The following is a 23543-nucleotide window of genomic DNA, read 5'->3' on the forward strand; positions in this document are numbered from 1 at the left end:
ATGATCCTTTTTCCCGCAATCGACCTTAAAGACGGCCAGTGCGTTCGCCTGAAACTCGGCGATATGGACCAGGCCACAGTCTATAACGAGGACCCCGGCGCGCAGGCGAAAGCCTTTGAGGATCAGGGTTTCGAGTGGCTGCACGTCGTTGATCTCAACGGTGCCTTTGCCGGTGAGACGGTGAATGGCGAGGCCGTCGACGCCATTCTGAAAGCCACGAAAAACCCGGTGCAGCTTGGCGGCGGCATCCGCACGCTCGATCATATCGAAGCGTGGCTGAGCCGTGGCCTTGCCCGCGTCATTCTCGGCACCGTCGCGGTGCGCGATCCGGTTCTGGTTATCGAAGCCTGCAAGCGTTTCCCCGGCCAGGTCGCCGTCGGCATCGATGCCAAGGGCGGCAAGGTCGCTGTTGAGGGCTGGGCGGAAGCCTCCGAACTCGGCGTCATCGAACTCGCCAAGCGTTTCGAAGGCGCCGGCGTTGCCGCCATCATCTATACCGATATCGATCGCGACGGCATTCTGGCCGGTATCAACTGGGCCTCGACGCTGGAACTGGCGGATGCCGTCTCCATCCCGGTCATCGCCTCCGGTGGCCTTGCCTCCATGGACGACATCAAGCGCATGTTGCAGCCGGATGCCGCAAAGCTCGAGGGCGCGATTTCGGGCCGCGCGCTTTACGACGGGCGCATCGACCCCGCCGAGGCGCTCGCCCTCATCAAGGCGGCTGCAGCCAAGGAGGTAAAAGCATGACCCTCAAAGCCCGCGTTATTCCCTGCCTCGATGTCAAAGACGGCCGCGTCGTCAAGGGTGTCAACTTTGTCGACCTGATCGATGCCGGCGATCCCGTCGAGGCGGCGAAAGCCTATGATGCGGCGGGAGCGGACGAACTCTGCTTTCTCGACATCACTGCCTCATCGGACAATCGCGACACGATCTTCGACGTCGTATCGCGCACGGCCGATCATTGCTTCATGCCGCTGACCGTTGGCGGCGGGGTTCGCAGCGTCGCTGACATCCGCAAGCTGCTCCTTTGCGGCGCGGACAAGGTCTCGATCAATTCCGCAGCGGTCAAGGATCCGGATTTCGTGGCGCAAGCGGCCGACAAGTTCGGCAACCAGTGCATCGTCGTTTCTATCGACGCCAAGCGGGTTTCGAAGGATGGAGAAGAAGGCCGCTGGGAAATCTTCACCCATGGCGGACGCCAACCGACGGGCATCGACGCCGTGGAATTCGCCATCAAGATGGTTGAACGCGGCGCCGGCGAATTGCTTGTGACCTCAATGGACCGCGATGGTACCAAGAGCGGCTACGATATCGGCCTGACGCGCAGCATTGCCGATCAGGTTCGTGTACCCGTCATCGCCTCGGGCGGCGTCGGGACTCTCGACGATCTGGTGGCAGGCGTGCGTGATGGCCACGCAACTGCGGTGCTTGCCGCCTCCATCTTCCACTTCGGCACCTATTCGATCGGGCAAGCCAAAAACTACATGGCCGAGCATGGCATCGCCATGCGTCTCGACTGATTGCAGGAACTCTTCATGAGCGCATTTTCCCTTTCCGATCTGGAACGCATTGTCGCGACCCGCGCCGCTGCATCTCCCGACGAATCCTGGACAGCCAAACTCGTTGCGGCCGGCCAGGAACGTGCAGCGAAAAAACTGGGCGAAGAGGCGGTCGAGGCCGTCATTGCCGCCATCGCAAAAGACCGCGACGGGCTGAAGAACGAGGCCGCCGATCTGCTTTATCATCTGCTGGTGGTGCTGAAGATTGCCGACATTCCGCTGAACGACGTTTTTGCCGAACTGGAGCGCCGGACGGGCCAGACTGGCCTTGCGGAAAAGGCGGCGAGGCCGACATCATGAATGTCACGGCAGGCAGCGGGGAGAGAGGCATGCCAGGCACACTCGATCATTTCCGTCCGGACGAATATTCGCCCTACCACTTCTTCAGTTCGGAAGAATGGGCAAAATTTCGCGCCGATACGCCGCTGACGCTTTCCGCCGACGAGGTCAAAAGACTGCGCTCGCTGGACGACCCGATCGATCTGGACGAGGTGCGGCGCATTTACCTGTCGCTGTCGCGCCTCCTGTCCTCGCATGTGGAAGCATCGCAGCTGCTGTTCGAGCAGCGCAACCGCTTCCTCAACATGGGGGATGTCAACAAGACGCCTTTCGTCATCGGCATCGCCGGTTCGGTGGCCGTTGGCAAATCCACGACGGCACGCATCCTGAAGGAACTTCTGGCCCGCTGGCCCTCCAGCCCGAAGGTCGATCTCATCACCACTGACGGATTTCTCTATCCGAACGAGGTGCTGCGGCGTGAGAACCTGATGGAGCGCAAGGGCTTTCCGGAAAGTTACGATATCGGCGCGCTCTTGCGTTTCCTCTCGGCGATCAAGGCGGGCCAGCCGAATGTGAAGGCGCCGCGCTATTCGCACCTGACCTATGACGTTCTGCCGAACGAATTCACTGTCATCGACCAGCCTGATATCCTGATTTTCGAAGGCATCAACGTGCTGCAATCGCGTGACCTGCCGGCGGGCGGGCGGATCGTGCCGATCGTTTCGGATTTCTTCGATTTCTCGATCTATATCGATGCTGACGAGGATTTCATTCACAATTGGTATGTGAACCGATTCATGAATCTTCGGCAAACCGCATTCCGCGACCCGAATTCATTCTTCAATCGCTATGCCTCGATCAGCGAAGAAGCGGCGCTGAGCATTGCCGAAGGTCTCTGGCAGAACATCAACCTGAAGAACCTACGCCAGAACATCGTGCCGACACGCCCACGTGCCGACCTTATTCTGCGTAAGGGGAAGAACCACCTGATCGACACAGTGGCGCTTCGCAAGCTGTAAAAGATGCCGCGCATGGCGGCATCTCCGGTGATTAAACCCGTTATTATGCGAGGTCGGGAATACGCAGAACCTGTCCGGGGTAGATTTTATCGGGATGGGTCAGCATTGGCTTGTTGGCTTCGAAGATAATGTTGTTCTTCGCGCCATTAGCCTTGCCGTACTGGGCTTCGGCAATCTTCCAGAGATTATCGCCCTTCTTGACCGTGTAGAAAACGGGTTCTTTCGCCGGCGCCTCAGTCACCTTCAGCTCGCCGGCCTCGACCTTGGAAATTCCGAGCGTATTGCCGACCGCGATAACCGCCTTTTCGAAAACCGACTGATCGGCCACTTCGCCCTTCAGAACGACCTTGTCGTCCACCACTTCGACCTGAACCTTGTCCGTGCCGAGATCGTGGGAAGCGAGTTCCTTCTTGACCGCATCGACATCAGGTGCGTCATCGCCGCCGATACCGAGCTTCTTTCCCGCTTCCTTGATGAAATTGAACAGACCCATAGCACCCTCCTTGGTTGTAGGGAGGATTACCAGACGATATTTGAAGCTCTATGACAAGGGCGAAACATTTGTCGCCGCGCGGGAGCCTAGTCGCCCGAGGGTTTGCCGCGCATTTTCTTGATATCGGAGCGACCGGACTTCGCCTTGAGACGACGCTCCACAGAACCCTTGGTGGGCTTGGTGGCCTTGCGCACCGGCGGCGGCGGGGCGGCGGCTTCGAGGATCAGCTCTTTCAGTCGTTCGCGCGCATCTTCGCGATTGCGCTCCTGGCTGCGAAACCGGCTCGCCTCGATCATCAGCACGCCGTCTTTCGACACACGCCTGCCACCCAGACGCAGGGCATTCGCCTTCACCCGTTCCGACAGGGAGGGCGAATTGGCGATGTCGAAAAACAGCTGAACCGCCGTCGAGACCTTGTTGACGTTCTGGCCGCCCGGCCCACCGGCCAGCACGAATTGCTCCGTCAGCTCCCAGCCGGCAATGGTGATACGGTTGCTGATGTAAAGCGGGTCGCTGGCCATGATCTTTCTCCGCGCCGGTGATGCCACAGAACGCGCGAAATGAAAACAGTGGCCAGAATCAAGAGACCGGCAAAAAAGAAACCCGGCACAAGGCCGGGTTTCCTCCTCCTCACATACGAGGCTTCATTCATTCAGCCGCGAGCAGAAGGCCTGGCGCTGCGTCGCGAACCTTGCTGTCGACGTGGTCTTCGAACTTGGTGAAGTTCGTGACGAACATCGACACCAGCTTCTTCGCCTGCGCGTCATAGGCTGCGCTATCGGCCCAGGTCGAACGCGGATCGAGGATTGCGCTGTCAACGCCATCAAGCGACAGGGGTACGGCGAAACCGAAATTCGCATCGGTGCGGAATTCGGCATCCTTCAGCTCGCCGGTGAGTGCCGCCGTCAGAAGCGCGCGGGTCGCTTTGATCGGCATGCGCTTGCCGATGCCATAAGCGCCGCCGGTCCAGCCGGTGTTGACCAGCCAGCAATCGACGCCGTGCTTGCCGATCAGCTCACGCAGCAGGTTGCCGTATTCCGCCGGATGGCGCGGCATGAAGGGGGCGCCGAAGCAGGTGGAGAAGGTCGCTTCCGGTTCCGTTACGCCCTTTTCCGTGCCGGCAACCTTTGCGGTGTAGCCAGAGAGGAAGTGGTACATGGCCTGTTCCGGCGTCAGCCGGGCAATCGGCGGCAGCACGCCGAAGGCATCGGCCGTCAGCATGATGATCGTCTTCGGATGACCGGCAATGCCCGTTTCCGATGCATTCGGAATGAAGTGCAGCGGGTAGGCGCTGCGGGTGTTTTCCGTCAGCGAATTGTCATTGAAATCAGGAACGCGGTTTTCGTCGAGCACGACGTTTTCAAGAACCGTGCCGAAACGACGGGTCGCGGCATAGATTTCCGGCTCGGCTTCGGCCGAAAGCTTGATCGCCTTGGCATAGCAGCCACCTTCGAAATTGAAGATGCCGTGCTCGCCCCAGCCATGTTCATCATCGCCGATAAGCGTGCGCGAAGGGTCAGCCGAAAGCGTAGTTTTGCCGGTGCCGGACAAACCGAAGAAGACGGCGGAATCACCCTCAGGACCGACATTGGCCGAGCAATGCATCGGCATCACACCCTTGGCCGGCAGAAGGTAGTTCAGTACCGTAAAGACCGACTTCTTGTTTTCACCGGCATAGGACGTGCCGCCGATGAGGACGAGGCCATTGGTCAGATCGCAGGCGATGACGGTTTCCGAACGGACGCCGTGACGGGCCGGATCGGCCTTGAAGCTTGGCAGGTTGATGATGGTGAGCTTCTGCTTGAAGCCGGCCAGTTTTTCCTGCTTCGGACGGATCAGCAGATTGCGGATGAACAGCGAATGCCAGGCAAGCTCGGTGACGACGCGTGTCGGCAGCGCATTTTCCTCATCGGCGCCGCCGATCAGGTCCTGAACATAGAGGGTCTTGCCGGCGGCATGGGCCAACATGTCCTGACGCAGCAGCTCGAAGTTTTCCGGCGACAGCGGCTTGTTGTTGTCCCACCAGATGGTGTTCTCGGTGGAAGCGTCGCGAACGACGAATTTGTCCTTCGGCGAACGGCCCGTGTGCTGGCCGGTGACGGCGCGCAGCGCGCCATCAATGGTCAGTTCGGCCTCGCCGTTGCGGATCGCCTCTTCGTATAATTCGCTCTCATTGAGGTTATAAAAGACGCGGGAGGCCTCGCCCAGTCCGAGTTCCGCAACTCCATTGGCAGGATTATGAACCCCAAGCTCGTTCATGACGCGTTCCTTGTTAATGACGGTAAGGACGTTGAAATTTTCACGGAAAATACGTGGCGGCTTTTGGAAACGCAAGAGCCGAACTTTAAAAAACTTAGTGATTTCAATATATTAATCGATTTAAAAGATTTTATTTCTTTTTAAATCGGTTGAAGACGCATTAAAATCCAGCTGCGGCGTTTTCACGAAATCCACTCGCCGTACCCTTACGATTTTGGGGCGAGTTTTCCTTTGCCACAATTTGTTCCACCTTTATACTCAAGAGAGTGGCTCGCGGCGCACAACCTGGCTGGGTGAATGTCGGGAGTTACGAGAAAATGACGATGGAGACCAACTACATGCAGACGATCGCGCTTGTCGACGATGACCGGAATATTCTGACTTCGGTATCGATCGCGCTCGAAGCCGAAGGCTACCGGGTCGAAACGTATACGGACGGCGCCTCCGCGCTTGACGGGTTGATCGCCCGTCCGCCGCAGCTCGCCATTTTCGATATTAAGATGCCCCGCATGGACGGCATGGAGCTTTTGCGGCGCCTGCGTCAGAAATCGGATCTGCCGGTGATCTTCCTCACCTCGAAGGATGAAGAGATCGATGAATTGTTCGGCCTGAAGATGGGCGCGGATGACTTCATCACCAAACCCTTCTCGCAGCGCCTTCTGGTGGAACGCGTCAAGGCGATCCTGCGCCGCGCCAGCAGCCGCGATGCCGCGCCAGCAGCTGGCGGCGCACTAAAGCCGACGGCGGACCAGCAGGCCCGCACGCTGGAGCGCGGGCAGCTCGCCATGGACCAGGAACGCCACACCTGCACCTGGAAGGGCGAACCGGTAACACTCACCGTCACCGAATTCCTCATCCTGCACTCGCTGGCGCAGCGGCCGGGCGTGGTGAAAAGCCGCGACGCGCTGATGGACGCCGCTTATGATGAGCAGGTTTATGTGGATGACCGCACCATCGACAGCCACATCAAGCGCCTTCGCAAGAAGTTCAAACTGGTCGATGGCGACTTCGATATGATTGAAACGCTTTATGGCGTAGGATATCGCTTCCGCGAAGCGGCCTGAATCGGCACGCAAATCGGAAGAGACCACCCGAAGAGTGGTGGCGAGGACTTAAATACGTGCTGAAGAAAACGCCGGAAACCGTCTCGGATAGCGACGATGCCGAAGAACGCGGCAGCGAACGCCGCCATCGTATCCATCCGCTGACGATCATCCGGCGCATTTTTGGCAATGCGGTGTTTTCCAGCCTCACGCGCCGCATTCTTTTCTTCAATGTCGCGGCGACGGTCGTTCTGGTCGGCGGTATTCTCTATCTCAACCAGTTCCGTGAGGGGCTGATCGACGCGCGGGTCGAAAGCCTTCTGACGCAGGGCGAAATCATCGCCGGCGCGATTTCGGCTTCCGCTTCGGTCGATACCAATTCGATCACCATCAATCCCGAAAAGCTTCTCGAATTGCAGGCGGGGCAGAGCATCACCCCCGCTCCCAATGACGAGGATTTGAGCTTCCCGATCAATCCGGAACGGGTGGCGCCAGTGCTGCGGCGGCTGATTTCACCGACGCGCACCCGCGCACGGCTGTTCGACGCCGATGCCAATCTGCTGCTGGATTCGCGCCATCTTTATTCACGCGGACAGGTTCTGCGCTTCGATCTGCCGCCGGTAACACCGGAAACCCAGACCTGGGGCGACTGGTTCACCAGCATGTTCAACCGTATGCTGCAGCCGAGCAGCCTTCCGCAATATAAGGAGGCGCCTGGCGGCGACGGTTCGATCTATCCGGAAGTCATGAATGCGCTGACCGGTGTGCGCGGCGCAGTCGTGCGCGTCACCGAAAAGGGCGAGCTGATCGTTTCAGTCGCCGTGCCGGTGCAACGCTTCCGGGCCGTGCTCGGCGTCTTGCTGCTCTCCACGCAGGCGGGCGATATCGACAAGATCGTGCATGCGGAGCGCCTGGCCATCATGCGTGTTTTCGGCATCGCCACGCTGGTCAATATCGTTCTGTCGCTGCTTCTGTCATCGACCATCGCCACACCGCTGCGGCGGCTTTCGGCCGCCGCGATCCGTGTACGCCGCGGGGCGCGAACGCGTGAGGAGATACCGGATTTTTCGGCACGTCAGGATGAAATCGGCAACCTGTCGATTGCCCTGCGTGAAATGACGACGGCGCTTTACGACCGTATCGATGCAATTGAAAGCTTCGCCGCCGACGTCAGTCATGAACTCAAGAACCCGCTGACCTCGCTGCGCAGCGCCGTGGAAACCCTGCCGCGCGCGAAAACCGAAGAATCGAAGCAACGGCTGACCGAGATCATCTTCCATGATGTACGCCGCCTCGACCGCTTGATCAGCGACATTTCGGACGCGTCGCGGCTCGATGCCGAGCTGGCGCGCGCCGACGCCTCGCCGCTCGACCTGGATGTGCTGATGAAGGGGCTGGTGGACATATCCCGCCAGATCAGCACCAAGAAGAAAAGCGTGGCAATCGACTATGTGGCCGACCGGAAGGCCGGAAGCAAAACCTCTTTCGTGGTGAATGGCCACGACCTTCGCCTCAGCCAGATCGTCACCAATCTGATCGAGAATGCCCGTTCTTTCGTGTCAGAAGAAAGTGGCCGCATCACCGTGCGTCTTTCCCGCCACAAGGATCGCTGCCTCGTGCAGGTGGAAGACAATGGACCCGGCATTCAGGCCGAAGATATCGACCGGATTTTCGAACGGTTTTACACAGACCGACCGGCAAGCGAAGGCTTCGGCCAGAATTCCGGCCTTGGCCTTTCCATCAGCCGCCAGATCGCCGAAGCCCATGGCGGCAGCCTCAGGGCGGAAAATGTCGTCGACAAATACGGCGTGATTTCCGGCGCGCGCTTCACCCTGTCGCTGCCGGCGGCCGAAACCCATGAACGCTGAACGCTTCAACCTGCACGCCACCGCCATCACCGTTCAAAACACGGGAATCCTCTTCACTGGACCATCCGGCAGCGGCAAAAGCGAGCTTGCCTTCAGTTTTCTGACCGAGGCTGAACGCTGCGGATTGCCGGCGGCGTTGATCGCGGACGATCAGATTTTCGTGTACCGCGACGGCGAAAACATCATTGCCGAGCGGCCGCAAACGATTGCCGGCCTTCTGGAGTTGCGCGGCAGCGGCATTGTTTCGCTCAACAGCGTTGCGAGCGCTCCACTACATTTTGCGGTTACGACAGTTCTTTCACCGGAAAATCCGAGACTTCCCGAAGATGACGAAGCGTTTTTGCTGCCCTGTGGCGGGCATATTCCGCTTCTGCGCATTCCGCTTGCAAGTCTTACGCCCTATGGAAAATTTGCTGCACTTGCTCAGAATCTTTTTAAAACGAATGTGAAGTGACGATGATTCGGGCGATTTTAGGCTTGCGATTCGCATTTTCCTCATCAAGATGAAATCCCACCGATGGACAGGATTGCCGCGTTGCGATAGTCGGCAATGAGAGTGCGTGTGCAAGGGAGCATTTCATGATCGGACTAGTGCTTGTCACCCATGGCAAGCTGGCTGAGGAGTTTCGCCATGCGTTGGAGCATGTCGTCGGTCCCCAGAAATTGATCGAGACGGTTTGTATCGGTCCCGAAGACGACATGGATCAGCGCCGGCAGGATATCATCGACGCCGTTGCGCGTGCCAATGATGGCAATGGTGTTATCATACTGACGGACATGTTCGGTGGCACACCGTCCAATCTCGCAATCTCCGTCATGAATAACGGCAATGTCGAAGTCATCGCCGGGGTCAATCTTCCCATGCTGATCAAGCTTGCCGGCGTTCGCAGCGAAGACAATATGGACAAGGCCCTTCAGGATGCATCCGATGCCGGCCGCAAATATATCAACGTCGCCAGCCGCGTTTTAAGCGGCAAGTGAGAAGTCAGCCATGTCGCCTCTCTCCCGGGAATTGCCGATCATCAACAAGCGCGGTCTCCACGCCCGGGCATCTGCGAAATTCGTTCAGATGGTCGAGGGCTTCGATGCGACGATCACGGTTTCCAAGGACGGCATGACCGTCGGTGGCACTTCCATCATGGGCCTGATGATGCTGGCGGCCAGCCCCGGCTGCAGCGTCTATGTCGAGGCAAGCGGCAATCAGGCGTCGGAGGCGCTGGCCGCATTGGAAGCTCTGGTGGCCGACCGCTTCGGCGAAGAAGCCTGAGCCAGCAACATATAAAGACATAAAGACCTCTTTATATCATCATTGCCAGATCGTTTGTGGCCTGCTAAACCGCTGCTACGTTTAAAAGCCGGGCCAACAGGCGCGGCATTCTGATCTGGAGAACTTCATGAGCCTTGAGAAGGACTACATTGTCGCCGACATCAACCTTGCCGCATTTGGCCGCAAGGAGCTGGACATCGCCGAAACCGAAATGCCCGGCCTGATGTCCTGCCGCAAGGAGTTCGGCGAAAGCAAGCCGCTGAAGGGCGCACGTATCACCGGTTCCCTTCACATGACGATCCAGACCGGCGTTCTCATCGAAACGCTGAAGGAACTGGGCGCAGAGGTTCGCTGGGCCTCCTGCAACATCTTCTCGACGCAGGATCATGCGGCAGCGGCCATTGCAGCGGCCGGCATTCCGGTCTTCGCCGTCAAGGGTGAAAGCCTGACGGAATATTGGGAATATACCGACAAGATCTTCCAGTGGACCGATGGCGGTCTGTCCAACATGATCCTCGACGATGGCGGCGATGCCACCATGTACATCCTGCTTGGCGCACGTGCCGAAGCCGGCGAAGACGTTTTGTCCAATCCCGGCTCTGAAGAAGAAGAAATTCTTTTCGCGCAGATCAACAAGCGCCTGAAGGCTTCTCCCGGCTGGTTCACCAAGCAGCGCGACGCACTGAAGGGCGTCACGGAAGAAACGACGACCGGCGTTCACCGTCTTTACGACCTCAGCAAGAAGGGCCTCCTGCCCTTCCCGGCCATCAACGTCAATGACAGCGTCACCAAGTCGAAGTTCGACAATAAATACGGCTGCAAGGAATCGCTGGTTGACGGCATTCGCCGTGCAACCGACGTGATGATGGCCGGCAAGGTCGCCGTCGTTTGCGGTTACGGCGATGTTGGCAAGGGCTCTGCCGCCTCGCTGCAGGGCGCCGGCGCCCGCGTCAAGGTCACCGAAATCGACCCGATCTGCGCGCTTCAGGCTGCCATGGATGGTTTTGAGGTCGTTCGCCTGGAAGACGTCATTTCCTCGGCGGATATTTTCATCACCACCACCGGCAACAAGGACGTGATCCGCATCGAGCATATGCGCGAGATGAAGGACATGGCGATCGTCGGCAATATCGGCCACTTCGACAACGAGATTCAGGTCGCATCGCTGCGTAACCTGAAGTGGACGAACATCAAGCCGCAGGTCGACATGATCGAGTTCCCGAAGGGCAACCGCATCATTCTTCTGTCCGAAGGCCGCCTGCTGAACCTCGGCAATGCCACCGGCCACCCGTCCTTCGTCATGTCTGCGTCCTTCACCAACCAGGTGCTTGGCCAGATCGAGCTCTTCACCAAGCAGGGCGAATACAAGAACGAAGTTTACGTGCTTCCGAAGCACCTCGATGAGAAGGTCGCGCGTCTTCACCTTGAGAAGCTCGGTGTGCGGCTAACTGAACTTTCCGATCTGCAGGCAGATTATATCGGCATCTCCAAGGAAGGCCCGTTCAAGGCCGAACACTACAGATATTAATATCATAGTTAATATCCACTGAAATTACACAACATCTAGATGCCGCGCACTTGACAAAGTGCGCGGCATCTTTTTTGCGCGCTCCCTTTCCGCAGATTTATGAAGGCGGTATTGTCATCAGACTTGATTCGGACACGCCAAAGGGCGGCGGGGACGAAATGGGATGTCTTGTCGAAGATGCGGCACATAGGACGGAGACAGACCGGGGATGACGGTTCACAATTCGGATCTGCGCGAGCAGACAGTTCAACGCGTTGAAAACACGCAAGCTGGCGTGGCATTGAGCGCGCAGGTTCTGGCGCATTGCCGGCTGGCGATCAGCGCGGTCCGGACAGGCTTTTCACGGCTTCCCTTGCTGATGTCGGGGACGATCCTTGCAGGTTCGGCAAGTGTCGCGCTGGCGCAGGATGGCCTTGTTGCCAAGACCGGTGCGCGGCTGTTCTCCTCTGGCGAAACAATCACCTATTCGCTCTTTGTCGGCATGCTTTCGGCGACGCTGTTTTCCGTCGTCTGGCTGGTGCGCCAGCGCGGCAATATCGAGTCGGAAAGCAGTGAATACCGCAAGGCGCTTGCCGAAACCCATCACAAGATCGCCAAATACGAGGCGCTGATTTCCGATAAGGGCCGGCGCATCGTTATCTGGGATGGCGCTGACAAGCGGCCCGAATTTCTGGGGCAATTACCCGTGGAGACCGGCGCGCCGCAAGCGGATCATGATTTTCTGGCCTTCGGGCGCTGGCTGAAACCGTCCTCTGCGAGCCAGCTTGAAAAATCCCTCGAAAAACTTCGCAGCCACGCGCAGAGTTTCGACCTGACCATCGAGACGCAGCGCGGCGAAGTCATTGAAGTTCAAGGCCGGGTCTCCGGCGGCAATGCATTTGCACGTTTCGTCGCGCTTAATAATCTGCGCGCCGAACTTGCTGAATTGCAGGTGGAGCGCGAGCGTCTGATCGCCTCGGTCTCGACGTTTCAGGACCTTCTGGATTCCATCGAACAGCCCGTCTGGCGCCGCAATGGCGAAGGCGAGCTAACCTGGGTCAACCATGCCTATGCGCAGGCCGTGGATGCGCGCGATGCCGATCAGGCCGTTCTTGAAAAACGCGAGCTGTTGAACACCGTTACCCGGCAGAAGATACGCGCGGCCGCGACGCCGGAATCACCCTATCATGACCGCATTTCGACTGTGGTCTCTGGCAACCGCACCTTCTTCGACGTTGTCGATATCAAGACCGCGGCGGGTTCGGCCGGTATCGCCATCGATGCCACCGAAACGGAAACAATCAGCGAAGAACTCAAGCGGGTTCTCAAGAGCCATGCCGAAACGCTGGATCATCTGGCGACGCCCGTCGCCATCTTCGACGGCCGGCAGCGGCTGCAATTCTACAATCAGGCTTTTGCGACCCTTTGGGGTCTCGATCTGGTTTTCCTCGAATCCGGTCCTGATAATTCCGAGCTTCTCGACAGGCTGCGCACCGCCGGCAAATTGCCCGAACAGCTGAACTGGAAAAACTGGAAGGAGACGGCCCTCGCCGTTTACCGTTCGCTCGATACCAAAACCGATCTCTGGCACCTGCCGAATGGGCAGACGCTGCGGGTCATCGCGACCGCCCATCCGCAGGGAGGCGCGACCTGGGTTTTTGAAAACCTGACCGAACAGGTCGACCTGCAGATGCGCTACAACACGCTGGTGAAGGTGCAGGGTGAAACCATCGACCATCTGGCTGAAGGTGTGGCCGTGTTCGGTGCGGATGGCCGCATTCGCCTCTCCAACCCGGCATTCCGGGCGCTCTGGGGTGTAACTTCCGAGCAGGCGGAAACAGGCACCCACATCCGTGCCATCGAAACCGCCTGCGCACAATCCTATGACAGACCGGATGGCTGGCGCGCCTTTAGCCAGTTCATTACCAGTTTTGACGATGAGCGCCCGTCCAAACAGGGTACGCTCGAACTGCTCTCCGGTCTCGTACTCGATTTCGCGATCATTCCGCTGCCGGATGCGCAGACCATGCTGACCTTCGTCAACATGACCGACAGCGTGCGGGCGGAAAGGGCGCTCAAGGAAAAGAACGACGCGCTTCTGAAGGCCGACGAGCTGAAGAACGATTTCGTTCAGCATGTTTCCTACGAATTGCGCTCGCCGCTGACGAATATTATCGGTTTCACCGACCTCCTGAAGACGCCCGGCATCGGCCAATTGACGGACCGACAGGCGGAATATCTCGACCATATTTCCACCTCGTCCTCGGTGCTTTTGACCATCGTCAACGATATTCTCGATCTTGCGACCGTCGATGCCGGCATCATGCAGCTGAATTATTCAGACAATGATCTGAACGAATTGCTTGAAGACGTTTCTGTGCAGATCGCCGATCGCCTGCAGGAGAGCGGCATTTCGCTTGAAATCGTCGCGCCGGCTCATCTTGGCAGTCTGGTGGCCGATCACCAGCGCCTGAAGCAGATCCTCATCAAGCTCCTGACCAATGCAATCAACTTTGCGCCGGAAGGCTCCGCAGTTGAACTGTCGTGCCAGCGCAGCGAGGGCGACTTCCTGTTCTCGGTGGCGGATAAGGGCCCGGGTATTCCAGAAGACATGCTGAAGACCGTATTCGACCGCTTTGCGACACGCGGCAATGGCGGGCGGCGGACCGGCGCGGGGCTTGGCCTCTCCATTGTCGAGAGTTTTGTCAGCCTCCATCATGGCACGGTCAAAATCGATAGCCGCCCCGGCAATGGCACCATTGTCACCTGCCGCATTCCTTCCGGCACGCGCCCGCATTCCATCGCCGCAGAATGAGCGAAGACATCTTGCCGATCACTATTTCCCTTGAGGGAGAAAAAGATACCATCAGGCTCGGTGAAGACCTCGCGCTGGCATTGAAACCCGGCGATTGTCTGGCGCTGATCGGTGATCTCGGCGCCGGTAAATCCACACTTGCCCGCGCCTTCATCCGCGCGATGGCGGATGAGCCGGATCTCGAGGTTCCAAGCCCGACCTTCACGATCATCCAGACCTATTCCACTCGCATTCCGGTTGCCCATCTCGATCTTTACCGGCTTTCGGATGTCTCCGAACTGGAGGAGCTCGGCATCGACGAGATGCTGGAGGACGGCGTCTGCCTGATCGAATGGCCGGATATCGCCACCGAGGTTTTGCCACCGGAGCAGACCGTCACGCTTCGGCTGACGCATTCCGGCGAGGGACGGCTGGCCTCCATCGAAGCTCCGGCAAAGCTGAAAGCACGGCTTGAACGGGTTTTCGCCATTCGCACGTTCCTCACAAGAAATGGCAGAGGCGATGCGGCCCGGCGTTTTCTGAGCGGTGACGCTTCAACACGCGCCTATGAGGCCATTTCCACTGACGGCCCTGACCTTATCCTGATGGACTGGCGACGCCCCATGAGAGGTGCGATCGTGGCTGATGGCAAGACCTATGCCGAAATCGCCCATCTTGCCCAGGATGCGCGCTCCTTCGTGGCAGTCGGCGAGTATCTGCGAGATGGCGGCTTTTGCGCGCCAGAGCTTCTGGCAGCGGATATTGATCAGGGCATTCTCCTGCTGGAGGATCTGGGGCGCGACGGGGTGCTTGCGCCGGACGGAACGCCGATAGAAGAACGTTATCTGCAGAGCGTCGCCTGCCTCGCAGCCCTTCATCAGACCCCGCGACCCGACCTGCTGCCGGTGATTGACGGCAGCACCTACAAGGTTCCCCCCTTCGATCGCCAGGCGATGAAAATCGAAGTCTCGCTGCTGGCGGAATGGTATCTTCCTCACAAACGCGGCAAGCCGCTCACCGATAGCGAGAAGAGCGACTATTACGCCCTGTGGGATAGTCTGATCGACTCACTCGCTGATTGTGAAACGGGGCTCCTGCTACGCGATTTCCATTCACCCAACCTTCTCTGGCAGGCGCAGAATAGCGGCATTCGACAGGTCGGCCTGATCGATTTTCAGGACGCGATGATCGGCCCGATCGCCTATGATCTCGCCTCCATCGTGCAGGATGCCCGGGTTACCATCGAACCCGAACTGCAGGCGCATCTGCTTTCGCATTATCTCGATAGCAGAAGAAACACGCCTTCATTTGATGAGGCCGCTTTCCTCAAGGCTTTTGCCATCATGTCGGCGCAGCGCAACTGCAAGCTTGCCGGTATCTGGGTGAGGCTGTTGGAACGGGATCGAAAACCCGGTTATATGAAACATATGCCGAGGACGTTCCGCTATCTTGCCGCGGCGCTTTCGCATCCGGAACTTGAGCCTCTTCGAGACTGGTGTGTCGGTATGGGCATGGAATTCAACGACTGAAAGACGGTTGACGACGATGACGATCAAAAACGCGATGGTGCTGGCCGCGGGGCTTGGCACGCGGATGCGCCCGATCACGGATACGATCCCGAAGCCGCTCGTCAAGATCGCCGGCAAGCCGATGATCGACTATGCGCTCGACGCCCTTGTGGAAGCCGGGGCGGAGACGATCGTTGTCAATGTGCATCACCATGCGGACCAGATGATCGCCCATCTGGAGCACCGCTCCGACGCCAAAATTCTGATCTCCGACGAGCGGGCGCAGCTGATGAATTCCGGCGGCGGGCTTGCCAAGGGTCTGAAGCTTCTGGAACCCGGCCCGGTCTTCGTCATGAATGCCGATCTATTCTGGATCGGCGAGCAATTGAATGCGGTCAGCAACCTGCGCAAGCTTGCGCAATTCTTCGATCCGGAGCGCATGGATATGGCCCTGCTCTGTGTCGATATGGATCGTACCACCGGTCATAACGGCAAAAGGGATTTCAACCTTTCTGACGACGGTAAATTGGCGCGGTATTGCGATGGCGACCCAAACCCGGTGGTTTATGCCGGCGCCATCGCCATGGATTCGCGCCTGCTTGATGATGCGCCGGCGGATGCCTTCAACCTCAACATCTATTTCGACCGCGCCATTAAAAAAGACCGGCTTTCCGGGATTTCGCTTGACGGACACTGGATCACCGTCGGCACGCCCGATGCGATAGAAGACGCAGAAAACATCATCCGGCAATTCAGGGAAAAACGCTCGGCATGACGACGTCCCGCCCCGAAAAGCGCGTCCTGACGATCGCTGCGGGAACACCGTTCCTCAAAACGCTCGCGGAAACGCTGTGTGACGGGACACTGACAGCCAGCTATAGATACGATCCTGCCGATCCGCTTTCACTGGCCAAGGTGACGATCTATGTGCCGACGCGGCGCTCGGCCCGCGTGCTGCGCTCCGAATTCGTTGATCTTCTGGGCGGCCGATCCGCCATTCTGCCGCTGATCCGGCCGCTTGGCGAAACGGACGATGATAGCGGCTTCTTCGAGATCGAAAATCCTGAGATCATGGATCTCGCGCCACCGATTTCCGGCACCGGCCGGCTGATCGAACTGGCGCGTCTTATTCTGGCCTGGCGCAACAGCCTGCCGGACGCCATCCGGGCGATCCATTCGGATTCGCCGCTCGTCGCCCCCGCCAGCCCTGCGGACGCCATATGGCTGGCGCGTGCGCTTGGCGAGGTGATTGATGCCATGGATACGGAAGAAAAGGATTGGGAAGCGCTTCAGCATCTCGATACCGGCGAACATGCGCAATGGTGGCAGCTGACGGCGGATTTCCTGAAGATCGCCAGCGTCTTCTGGCCCGCGCGCCTTGCTGAACTCAACCGCTCCTCGGCCGGCCGGCATCGAAACGGCATCTTACGGGCCGAGGCAAACCGGCTTGCCAATTTGCCGGATACCGGACCGATCATCGTGGCCGGGTCTACGGGCTCCATTCCGGCCGCAGCCGACCTCATCGCCGCCGTTGCCGACTTGCCGCAGGGCGTCGTCGTGCTTCCGGGGCTTGATCTTGCCATGTCAGAGGAGCAATGGGAGGCAATTGCCGAGGACCCGACCGACCCTTCGAGCCGCACCCATTCGCAATACGGGCTCTATATGCTGCTGCAGAAGCTCGGCATCCTACGCGACGACGTGGATCAGATCGGAGCCATTGATAGCGATCTTGAAAAACGCGCGGCCGTATTTTCGGCGGCGCTGGCGCCGGCCAAGTCCACCAGCGACTGGAGCCGGTGGCGCGAAGACAGGGACCCCGGTTTCTTCGATGAGGCTTTTGCAGCGGCCACACTGATAGAAGCCGCCAACGAGCGCGAAGAGGCAACCGCCATCGCGGTGGCGCTCAGGCTGGCGCTGGAAGCTCCGGGTGCCGGACGTCCTTCGCAGGCAGCACTGATAACACCCGACCGCGGATTGGCGCGGCGGGTGGCGACGGAACTGCAGCGCTTTGGCATAGAGGCCGACGATTCGGCGGGTACGCCACTTTCTGCCACACCGCAGGCCGGACTGACGCAACTGGTGCTGGAAGCGATCCTGAGGCCCGGAGACCCGGTGCCGATCATTTCACTCCTAAAGCATCCACTCTCCCGTTTCGGGCTTTCCGAGGCAGCTTTCACACAAGCCTCGAAAGCGCTGGAACTCATAGCACTGCGTGGCGGCCGCGTCGAAACCGAAATCGGTAATCTGGAAGCGGTTCTGGAGGCACAGCTGCTGGCGCAGCGCGATGATCGGCACCCACCTGCCTGGCGGCTGGCATTGCCGGAAGGAAGCCTTGAAGCAGCGCGCGATCTGGCGCAGCGGATCGCCGTTGCAACCGAGCCGCTTGGCTCTGCCTTCGTCCGTCGCGATCGATCCGGCCGGGCCTTTACCGACAAACTGCCGCTCTCCCATTGGGCGGAGCGGACAGGCCGCGTGATCGAAGCGATCTGTGCGGATGAAAACAATGATCTTGCTGCGCTCTGGTCCGGCGAAGCTGGTGACACGCTTTCCGGCCTGTTCGGCGAATTGATGGAAAGCGGCGAAATCCTCGATGCGGATGGGCCACAATGGGCTGACATATTTGCGGCGCTGGTTGCCGGAGAATCGATCAAGCCGCGATCCATGCGTCATCCGCGCATCTTTATCTTCGGTGCGCTCGAAGCGCGGCTGCAAAGCGTCGATACAGTTGTGATTGGCGGCCTCAATGAAGGCCTCTGGCCGGGCCAGACGGCGAATAACCCATTCTTGTCCCGAACCATGAAGACAGCGATCGGACTGGAGCCGCCGGAACGGCGCATCGGCCAGCTGGCGCATGACTTTGAGATGGCGAACGGCACCCGGCAGATCTTTTACACCCGGGCGCTGAGGCAGGGCTCCACCCCTGCTGTCGCTTCTCGATGGCTGCAACGATTGCTGGCACTGGGTGGTGAGGATTTCGCCGGAGAGCTGAAGAAGCGCGGCGAGACCTATCGGCATTGGGCCGGTCTGATGGATGAAAGCATCGATCAGGATGCGGCAAAGCGCCCTGCCCCCAGGCCGCCGGCTGATCTGCAGCCAACCCGTTATTCCTTCAGCGAAGTGGGGCGGTTACGGCGCGATCCCTATTCGATCTATGCGCGGCGTATCCTGAAGCTCGACCCGCTCGAGCCCTTCAATCGCGATCCAAGCGCCGCCGATCGCGGCACGCTCTATCACGCGATCATCGAGCGCTATTCGCGTGAGGGACACATCCCCGGCACGCCGGCTTCGCTCGAGGCCATGCAGCGCATTCTGGACGAATGTTTCGACGCGGAAAACCTGCCGCCGCATGTGGATGTCATCTGGCGGCCACGTTTTGCGGCGGTGGCACGCGCCTTCATCGACTGGGAAAAGGACCGGCACCCATCCATTCGCCGTAGTTTTTTCGAGGCACGCGCCGGGCAGGAAATCGCCGAGGCGGGTATAAGACTGACCGGAATTGCCGACCGCATCGACATCAAGTCGAACGGTCACGCGGATATTATCGACTACAAGACCGGGCTTGCGCCATCCGTCAATCAGGCGCGCGCGCTGCTTGACCCACAGCTGGCGCTGGAAGCGGCGGCGCTGATGCGCGGGGCCTTCCGCGAAGCCGGATCGCCAACACCGGAAAACCTTATCTATGTGCGCCTGCGGCCGGGCGATCGTTTTTTTGCCGACCAGGTCAATAACGAACATTCCAGCCGCAGCGGCAAAAGACCGCCGAAATCGGCTATTGAACTGGCAACGGAATCGATCGAGCAGCTCGCCAAATTTGTGCGCTCGCTGCGCGAAGGCGAGAACGGTTTCGCCTCGCGGCTGGTGCCGGAAGAGCAACAATCCTATGGCGGGGAATATGACCACCTCGCCCGTGTTTCGGAATGGTCAACGGCGGAACCAGGAGACGGCGATGACGATTGATCCTGTCGATCACGGCCCCGCCGCCGACACGCCGGAAAGCTGGATCGACTGGACCAGCGCCCGGCAGCGGCTTGCCTCTGATCCGTCCAGTTCCGCATGGGTGTCAGCCAATGCCGGCTCCGGCAAGACCCATGTGCTGACCCAGCGCGTCATCCGCCTGCTTCTGGCCGGATGCCGCCCCTCGGCGATTTTGTGCCTCACCTATACCAAGGCTGCCGCGTCTGAAATGTCCAGCCGTGTCTTCGACCGGCTGGCGGAATGGGCTACTTTGCCGGATTCCGATCTTAGGGATCGCATCACCGCTATCGAAGGCAAAGCGCCAGATCGCATAAAGCTTGCTGAAGCGCGGCGGCTATTCGCCAAGGCGCTGGAAACGCCGGGCGGGCTGAAAATTCAGACCATCCACGCATTCTGCGAGGCCCTGCTGCATCAGTTTCCACTGGAAGCCAATGTCGCCGGCCATTTCTCGGTTCTCGATGACCGCGCCGCCACGACCCTGCTGGCCGAAGCCCGCCGCTCTCTTCTGACGGCGGTTTCGACAGGAGGCGACACGGAACTGGCGCAGGCGCTTGCCTATGTGCTCGATCTTGCCGACGAAAGCGGGCTGGAATCTCTGCTCTCCGCCATCATCGCCAATCGCAGCGCCCTTCGCGCCTTTCTGCTCGAGGCAAAACAATCCGGCGGCATCGATGCCCGTTTGCGGCAGGCGATGCAGATCGATCATGAGGAAACCGAGGAAACGGCGGCGGCGGCCTTCTGGCCCCTGCCCGGTCTTTCCGGGCTCGCGCTTGACACCTATCTGACGCTTGCCGATGAGGTGGGCGGATCGCGCGTCATCGATGTTGCTTATGCGCTGCGGGAAGCGAAACGGCAGTCGGACCCGGTGCGGCGTATGGAGTTCATCGAGGCCGCGCTGCTGACGGCCAAGGGGGAGAAAAAATCGGATGCCTATGTCATCAACAAGGGGATGCAGAAATCCGCCCCTGATCTTGTCGATGCGCTGACGCTGGCGCGGGACCATGTTGTCTCCTGCCGCAACCGATATCGTCTGGTGCGGATGCTGGCGGCGACAAAATGCGCCCTTGTTCTGGCAGAGAGGCTGATCGGTGATTTCGAAGACCTGAAAAAACAGCGAAGCCAGCTCGATTTCGAAGACCTGATCGAGCGCGCGGCCAACCTCCTCAACCGCGATACGGCCGGCGCCTGGGTGCATTACAAGCTGGATCAGGGTATCGACCATATTCTCGTCGACGAGGCGCAGGATACCAGCCCGGTACAATGGTCGATCATCCAGTCGCTAGCTGCGGATTTCTTCACGGGCGAGAGCGCCCGCATGGGGCGGCGCACGCTGTTTGCCGTGGGCGATGAAAAACAGTCGATCTATTCCTTCCAGGGCGCGCGGCCGGAACGGTTTTCGCAGGAGCGCGAAGAGACCAAAAGGCGCGTGGATTCCGTGGAGCAGGCGTTTCACCGCATCCGCCTGCCGCTGTCCTTCCGGTCCACGGAGGATGTGCTGGCCGCCGTCGATCAGGTCTTTTCAGATCCGAATAACGCCAGCGGTCTTAGCGCCGATAACGAGCCGGTGGAACACCGATCCAACCGCGCCGGCCATCCTGGCACCGTGGAAGTTTGGGACATGGTGGCACCGGAAACCGCCGAAGATGAAGAGGATTGGACAGCGCCCTTCGATGCGCTGCGGGAAAGCGCTCCGGCCACAATCGTCGCCCGAAGGATCGCCGCACGCATCGCCGAGATGATCGGAAGCGAGACCATCATTGAAAAGGGCGTCGAGCGTGCTGTCGAGCCGGGCGACATTCTGGTGCTGGTCAGAAAACGCCACGCCTTCGTCAATGCGCTGACCCGCGAGCTGAAACGGCGCAAGAATATTCCCGTTGCCGGTGCGGACCGCCTTCGCCTGACCGACCACATTGCCGTGCAGGACCTTCTGGCGCTCGGCCGTTTCGTGGTGCTGCCGGAGGATGATCTTTCGCTTGCCGCGCTGTTGAAGAGCCCGCTCTTCAACCTGACGGAAGATGATGTCTTCGAGATCGCCGCGACGCGATCGGAGACGGAGAGCGTATGGCAAAGGTTACAGGTCCTTTCGCGGGAAGAAAACAGTCACCTTTCCCCCGTTGTCGGTAAGCTGGGCGGTTTCATCGCGCTTTCGAAAACGGCCACCGTGCATGATTTCTTCGCGGCGGTTCTGACGCTGCATGATGGGCGCAAAAAATTCCTCGGCCGGCTCGGTAACGAAGCGAGCGATGTTCTGGACGAGTTCCTGTCCTTTGCGCTGGACCACGAAAGGACAGGCCTGCCCGGCCTGCAGGCTTTTCTGTCCGTTCTGGAGACTGATTCGCCTGAAGTGAAGCGCGAGCAGGACAAGGATCGTGGCGAAGTACGGATCATGACCGTACATGCCTCCAAGGGCCTCGAAGCGCCGGTCGTGTTTGTCGTCGATGGTGGTTCGAAAGCCTTCAACCACAGCCATGTGCCGAAACTGCGCTTCATCGAAGCGGATGGGGACGCCGTCCCGGTCTGGCTGCCCGGCAGCGGCTTTTCCAATCATCTCATTCGCTCGGATGAGGAGCGCCTGAAGACGGCCGCGGAAGACGAATATCGACGGCTGCTGTATGTGGCGATGACCCGCGCCGCCGATCATCTGGTCGTTTGCGGTTATCGTGGCCAGAAAGAAAACCCGGAATGCTGGCACGCCATCGTCAAGGCGGCGCTTGCCGATAATCAGGATCACTGTCAGCCGCAGCAGTTCGTAGCCGATGGCGAGGAATGGCAGGGGCTTGTCTGGCGCAAGTCCGAAGCTCGCTCGACACCTGCCCCGCAGACTGTGCCAGAACCGCAGCGAGATGAAGATTACACTCTTCCGGCGGGACTTCTTGCCCCCTTGCCGGCCCTGCCCTCTCTGCCCAGACCGCTAAGCCCTTCCGGTGCGGGCACCATCATCGATGACGGCGCGGACGATCTTGCCGTGCGTTCACCGCTGTTTGGCGAAAAAGCCGATGTCTCCTCTCTGGCGTTGCAACGGGGCCGACTGGTGCATCGCATGCTGCAGGCCCTGCCCGATTTTGCCGAGAGTGAACGGGAAGCTGCGGCGCGGCGTTATGCTGAACGGGCAGCCCGTTTCTGGCCTCCCGACGAGCGCGAGTATCTGATACGGGCGGTCTTGCGGGTTCTGTCCGAACGGGTGGTGCAACCGGCCTTTTCCGCCAACAGCCGTGCGGAAATATCGATCATGGGCACGATGACGATCGGCCGACAGCAATATGCGGTGTCGGGCCGTATCGACCGGCTGGCGGTGAATGGCGACCGCGTCATCCTCGTGGATTTCAAAACGAACCGCGTTCCTCCACGTGAAGCACGTGAGATCCCCTATTCCCACGTAGCGCAGCTTGCCATCTATCGGGAAATTCTGGCACCGCTTTATCCCGGCAAGGAATTTGTCTGCGCGCTGATCTATACGGAAAATGCCAGTTTTGTGACGGTTGGCGATGATGCGATGAGAGAGGCTCTTGCCGCAATAAAGACAAAGTGAGATACCGGGGCATTGAAATTCCGACGCGCCCGCATCACATCGATAGCGGAAAAGTTTAGCTGAAAGGAGAGCCAAATATGGCTACCGTAAAAGTCGACGCCGCCAACTTCCAGTCCGAAGTCCTCGAATCCGCCGAACCCGTTGTGGTGGATTTCTGGGCCGAATGGTGCGGCCCGTGCAAGATGATCGCGCCGAGCCTTGAAGAAATTGCATCTGAGCTTGCCGGCAAGGTCAAGGTTGCAAAGCTCAACATCGATGAAAACCCGGAACTGGCCGCCAAGTTCGGCGTTCGCTCGATCCCGACGCTCGCCATTTTCAAGGGCGGCGAAGTGGCCGATATCAAGGTAGGTGCTGCACCCAAGACAGCGCTTTCCGCCTGGATTTCCGGCGCCGCATAAGCCATTTTTTGGAATGAAAAAAGCCCGGCATCACTGCCGGGC

Annotated in this window: 19 protein-coding genes; 16 read left to right on the forward strand and 3 right to left on the reverse strand. The window is 59.3% G+C overall.

Features of this window, described 5'->3' with window-relative positions; translation table 11 throughout:
* From hisA to coaA, 4 genes are read left to right on the forward strand one after another with little or no spacing between them, the layout of a single operon-like run.
* The gene (hisA, locus tag AKG12_RS09485; RefSeq protein WP_052818622.1) at positions 1 to 750 is read left to right on the forward strand and encodes a 1-(5-phosphoribosyl)-5-[(5-phosphoribosylamino)methylideneamino]imidazole-4-carboxamide isomerase; all 750 of its coding nucleotides are present in this window, start codon (positions 1 to 3) and stop codon (positions 748 to 750) included.
* Complete coding sequence (gene hisF / locus AKG12_RS09490; RefSeq protein ID WP_052818623.1) at positions 747 to 1523, forward strand: imidazole glycerol phosphate synthase subunit HisF; 777 nt, start codon at positions 747 to 749, stop codon at positions 1521 to 1523. Before hisA ends, hisF begins: the two co-directional genes overlap by 4 nt.
* A gap of 15 nt (positions 1524 to 1538) precedes the next feature.
* Positions 1539 to 1862: a phosphoribosyl-ATP diphosphatase gene (locus AKG12_RS09495; protein ID WP_045020515.1), complete on the forward strand. Its 324-nt coding sequence runs from the start codon at positions 1539 to 1541 to the stop codon at positions 1860 to 1862.
* Complete coding sequence (gene coaA, locus AKG12_RS09500; protein ID WP_170979844.1) at positions 1859 to 2860, forward strand: type I pantothenate kinase; 1002 nt, start codon at positions 1859 to 1861, stop codon at positions 2858 to 2860. Before AKG12_RS09495 ends, coaA begins: the two co-directional genes overlap by 4 nt.
* Positions 2861 to 2903: 43 nt before the next feature.
* Here coaA and lysM read toward each other — a convergent pair whose 3' ends face one another.
* The 3 genes from lysM to AKG12_RS09515 all read right to left on the reverse strand — a co-directional run bounded on the left by lysM (position 2904) and on the right by AKG12_RS09515 (position 5612).
* A complete protein-coding gene (gene lysM, locus AKG12_RS09505; protein WP_046799734.1) occupies positions 2904 to 3353 on the reverse strand; it encodes a peptidoglycan-binding protein LysM in 450 nt (149 codons plus the stop codon).
* Positions 3354 to 3439: 86 nt separating this feature from the next.
* On the reverse strand, positions 3440 to 3874 hold the full coding sequence (gene arfB, locus AKG12_RS09510; protein WP_046799733.1) for an alternative ribosome rescue aminoacyl-tRNA hydrolase ArfB: 435 nt from the start codon (positions 3872 to 3874) through the stop codon (positions 3440 to 3442).
* Positions 3875 to 4001: 127 nt separating this feature from the next.
* Positions 4002 to 5612: a phosphoenolpyruvate carboxykinase gene (locus tag AKG12_RS09515; RefSeq protein WP_052818821.1), complete on the reverse strand. Its 1611-nt coding sequence runs from the start codon at positions 5610 to 5612 to the stop codon at positions 4002 to 4004.
* A gap of 338 nt (positions 5613 to 5950) precedes the next feature.
* On the opposite strand from AKG12_RS09515, the gene chvI reads away from it, so the two are divergent.
* From chvI to trxA, 12 genes are all read left to right on the forward strand, one after another.
* Complete coding sequence (chvI, locus tag AKG12_RS09520; protein ID WP_081284512.1) at positions 5951 to 6676, forward strand: two-component system response regulator ChvI; 726 nt, start codon at positions 5951 to 5953, stop codon at positions 6674 to 6676.
* A gap of 56 nt (positions 6677 to 6732) precedes the next feature.
* On the forward strand, positions 6733 to 8523 hold the full coding sequence (gene chvG, locus AKG12_RS09525) for a two-component system sensor histidine kinase ChvG (RefSeq protein ID WP_046799731.1): 1791 nt from the start codon (positions 6733 to 6735) through the stop codon (positions 8521 to 8523).
* Positions 8513 to 8977, forward strand: coding sequence for an HPr kinase/phosphorylase (locus AKG12_RS09530; protein WP_052818625.1), 465 nt, complete (start codon positions 8513 to 8515; stop codon positions 8975 to 8977). The genes chvG and AKG12_RS09530 overlap by 11 nt, the downstream gene beginning before the upstream one ends.
* A 125-nt stretch (positions 8978 to 9102) precedes the next feature.
* Positions 9103 to 9504 carry a PTS sugar transporter subunit IIA gene (locus tag AKG12_RS09535; RefSeq protein WP_003505374.1) on the forward strand — a complete coding sequence of 134 codons (402 nt, stop codon included), beginning with the start codon at positions 9103 to 9105 and terminating at the stop codon, positions 9502 to 9504.
* A gap of 10 nt (positions 9505 to 9514) precedes the next feature.
* The gene (locus AKG12_RS09540) at positions 9515 to 9790 is read left to right on the forward strand and encodes an HPr family phosphocarrier protein (protein ID WP_046799729.1); all 276 of its coding nucleotides are present in this window, start codon (positions 9515 to 9517) and stop codon (positions 9788 to 9790) included.
* 127 nt (positions 9791 to 9917) lie between these two features.
* The gene (gene ahcY, locus AKG12_RS09545; protein ID WP_052818626.1) at positions 9918 to 11318 is read left to right on the forward strand and encodes an adenosylhomocysteinase; all 1401 of its coding nucleotides are present in this window, start codon (positions 9918 to 9920) and stop codon (positions 11316 to 11318) included.
* Positions 11319 to 11526: 208 nt separating this feature from the next.
* Positions 11527 to 14112 (forward strand): sensor histidine kinase, encoded by a 2586-nt coding sequence (locus AKG12_RS09555; RefSeq protein WP_052818628.1) that lies wholly within the window; start codon positions 11527 to 11529, stop codon positions 14110 to 14112.
* Positions 14109 to 15620, forward strand: coding sequence for a tRNA (adenosine(37)-N6)-threonylcarbamoyltransferase complex ATPase subunit type 1 TsaE (gene tsaE, locus AKG12_RS09560; RefSeq protein WP_052818629.1), 1512 nt, complete (start codon positions 14109 to 14111; stop codon positions 15618 to 15620). The genes AKG12_RS09555 and tsaE overlap by 4 nt, the downstream gene beginning before the upstream one ends.
* A 16-nt stretch (positions 15621 to 15636) precedes the next feature.
* Positions 15637 to 16374, forward strand: coding sequence for a nucleotidyltransferase family protein (locus AKG12_RS09565; protein WP_052818630.1), 738 nt, complete (start codon positions 15637 to 15639; stop codon positions 16372 to 16374).
* Positions 16371 to 19556: a double-strand break repair protein AddB gene (gene addB / locus AKG12_RS09570; protein ID WP_052818631.1), complete on the forward strand. Its 3186-nt coding sequence runs from the start codon at positions 16371 to 16373 to the stop codon at positions 19554 to 19556. Before AKG12_RS09565 ends, addB begins: the two co-directional genes overlap by 4 nt.
* Positions 19546 to 23103 carry a double-strand break repair helicase AddA gene (addA, locus tag AKG12_RS09575; RefSeq protein WP_052818632.1) on the forward strand — a complete coding sequence of 1186 codons (3558 nt, stop codon included), beginning with the start codon at positions 19546 to 19548 and terminating at the stop codon, positions 23101 to 23103. The genes addB and addA overlap by 11 nt, the downstream gene beginning before the upstream one ends.
* A gap of 77 nt (positions 23104 to 23180) precedes the next feature.
* Positions 23181 to 23501: a thioredoxin gene (trxA, locus tag AKG12_RS09580; RefSeq protein ID WP_052818633.1), complete on the forward strand. Its 321-nt coding sequence runs from the start codon at positions 23181 to 23183 to the stop codon at positions 23499 to 23501.
* Positions 23502 to 23543 lie beyond the last annotated feature (42 nt).

It is taken from the genome of Agrobacterium sp. SUL3 (assembly GCF_001263295.1).
Classification (GTDB): Bacteria; Pseudomonadota; Alphaproteobacteria; order Rhizobiales; family Rhizobiaceae; genus Agrobacterium; species Agrobacterium tomkonis.

What these genes read in the sequence shown, in the direction of transcription:
- hisA (WP_052818622.1), top strand. Translation starts at nt 1, where the DNA reads ATGATCCTTTTTCCCGCAATCGACCTTAAAGACGGCCAGTGCGTTCGC.
- hisF (WP_052818623.1), top strand. Translation starts at nt 747, where the DNA reads ATGACCCTCAAAGCCCGCGTTATTCCCTGCCTCGATGTCAAAGACGGC.
- AKG12_RS09495 (WP_045020515.1), top strand. Translation starts at nt 1,539, where the DNA reads ATGAGCGCATTTTCCCTTTCCGATCTGGAACGCATTGTCGCGACCCGC.
- coaA (WP_170979844.1), top strand. Translation starts at nt 1,859, where the DNA reads ATGAATGTCACGGCAGGCAGCGGGGAGAGAGGCATGCCAGGCACACTC.
- lysM (WP_046799734.1), bottom strand. Translation starts at nt 3,353, where the DNA reads ATGGGTCTGTTCAATTTCATCAAGGAAGCGGGAAAGAAGCTCGGTATC.
- arfB (WP_046799733.1), bottom strand. Translation starts at nt 3,874, where the DNA reads ATGGCCAGCGACCCGCTTTACATCAGCAACCGTATCACCATTGCCGGC.
- AKG12_RS09515 (WP_052818821.1), bottom strand. Translation starts at nt 5,612, where the DNA reads ATGAACGAGCTTGGGGTTCATAATCCTGCCAATGGAGTTGCGGAACTC.
- chvI (WP_081284512.1), top strand. Translation starts at nt 5,951, where the DNA reads ATGCAGACGATCGCGCTTGTCGACGATGACCGGAATATTCTGACTTCG.
- AKG12_RS09530 (WP_052818625.1), top strand. Translation starts at nt 8,513, where the DNA reads ATGAACGCTGAACGCTTCAACCTGCACGCCACCGCCATCACCGTTCAA.
- AKG12_RS09535 (WP_003505374.1), top strand. Translation starts at nt 9,103, where the DNA reads ATGATCGGACTAGTGCTTGTCACCCATGGCAAGCTGGCTGAGGAGTTT.
- AKG12_RS09540 (WP_046799729.1), top strand. Translation starts at nt 9,515, where the DNA reads ATGTCGCCTCTCTCCCGGGAATTGCCGATCATCAACAAGCGCGGTCTC.
- ahcY (WP_052818626.1), top strand. Translation starts at nt 9,918, where the DNA reads ATGAGCCTTGAGAAGGACTACATTGTCGCCGACATCAACCTTGCCGCA.
- AKG12_RS09555 (WP_052818628.1), top strand. Translation starts at nt 11,527, where the DNA reads ATGACGGTTCACAATTCGGATCTGCGCGAGCAGACAGTTCAACGCGTT.
- tsaE (WP_052818629.1), top strand. Translation starts at nt 14,109, where the DNA reads ATGAGCGAAGACATCTTGCCGATCACTATTTCCCTTGAGGGAGAAAAA.
- AKG12_RS09565 (WP_052818630.1), top strand. Translation starts at nt 15,637, where the DNA reads ATGACGATCAAAAACGCGATGGTGCTGGCCGCGGGGCTTGGCACGCGG.
- addB (WP_052818631.1), top strand. Translation starts at nt 16,371, where the DNA reads ATGACGACGTCCCGCCCCGAAAAGCGCGTCCTGACGATCGCTGCGGGA.
- addA (WP_052818632.1), top strand. Translation starts at nt 19,546, where the DNA reads ATGACGATTGATCCTGTCGATCACGGCCCCGCCGCCGACACGCCGGAA.
- trxA (WP_052818633.1), top strand. Translation starts at nt 23,181, where the DNA reads ATGGCTACCGTAAAAGTCGACGCCGCCAACTTCCAGTCCGAAGTCCTC.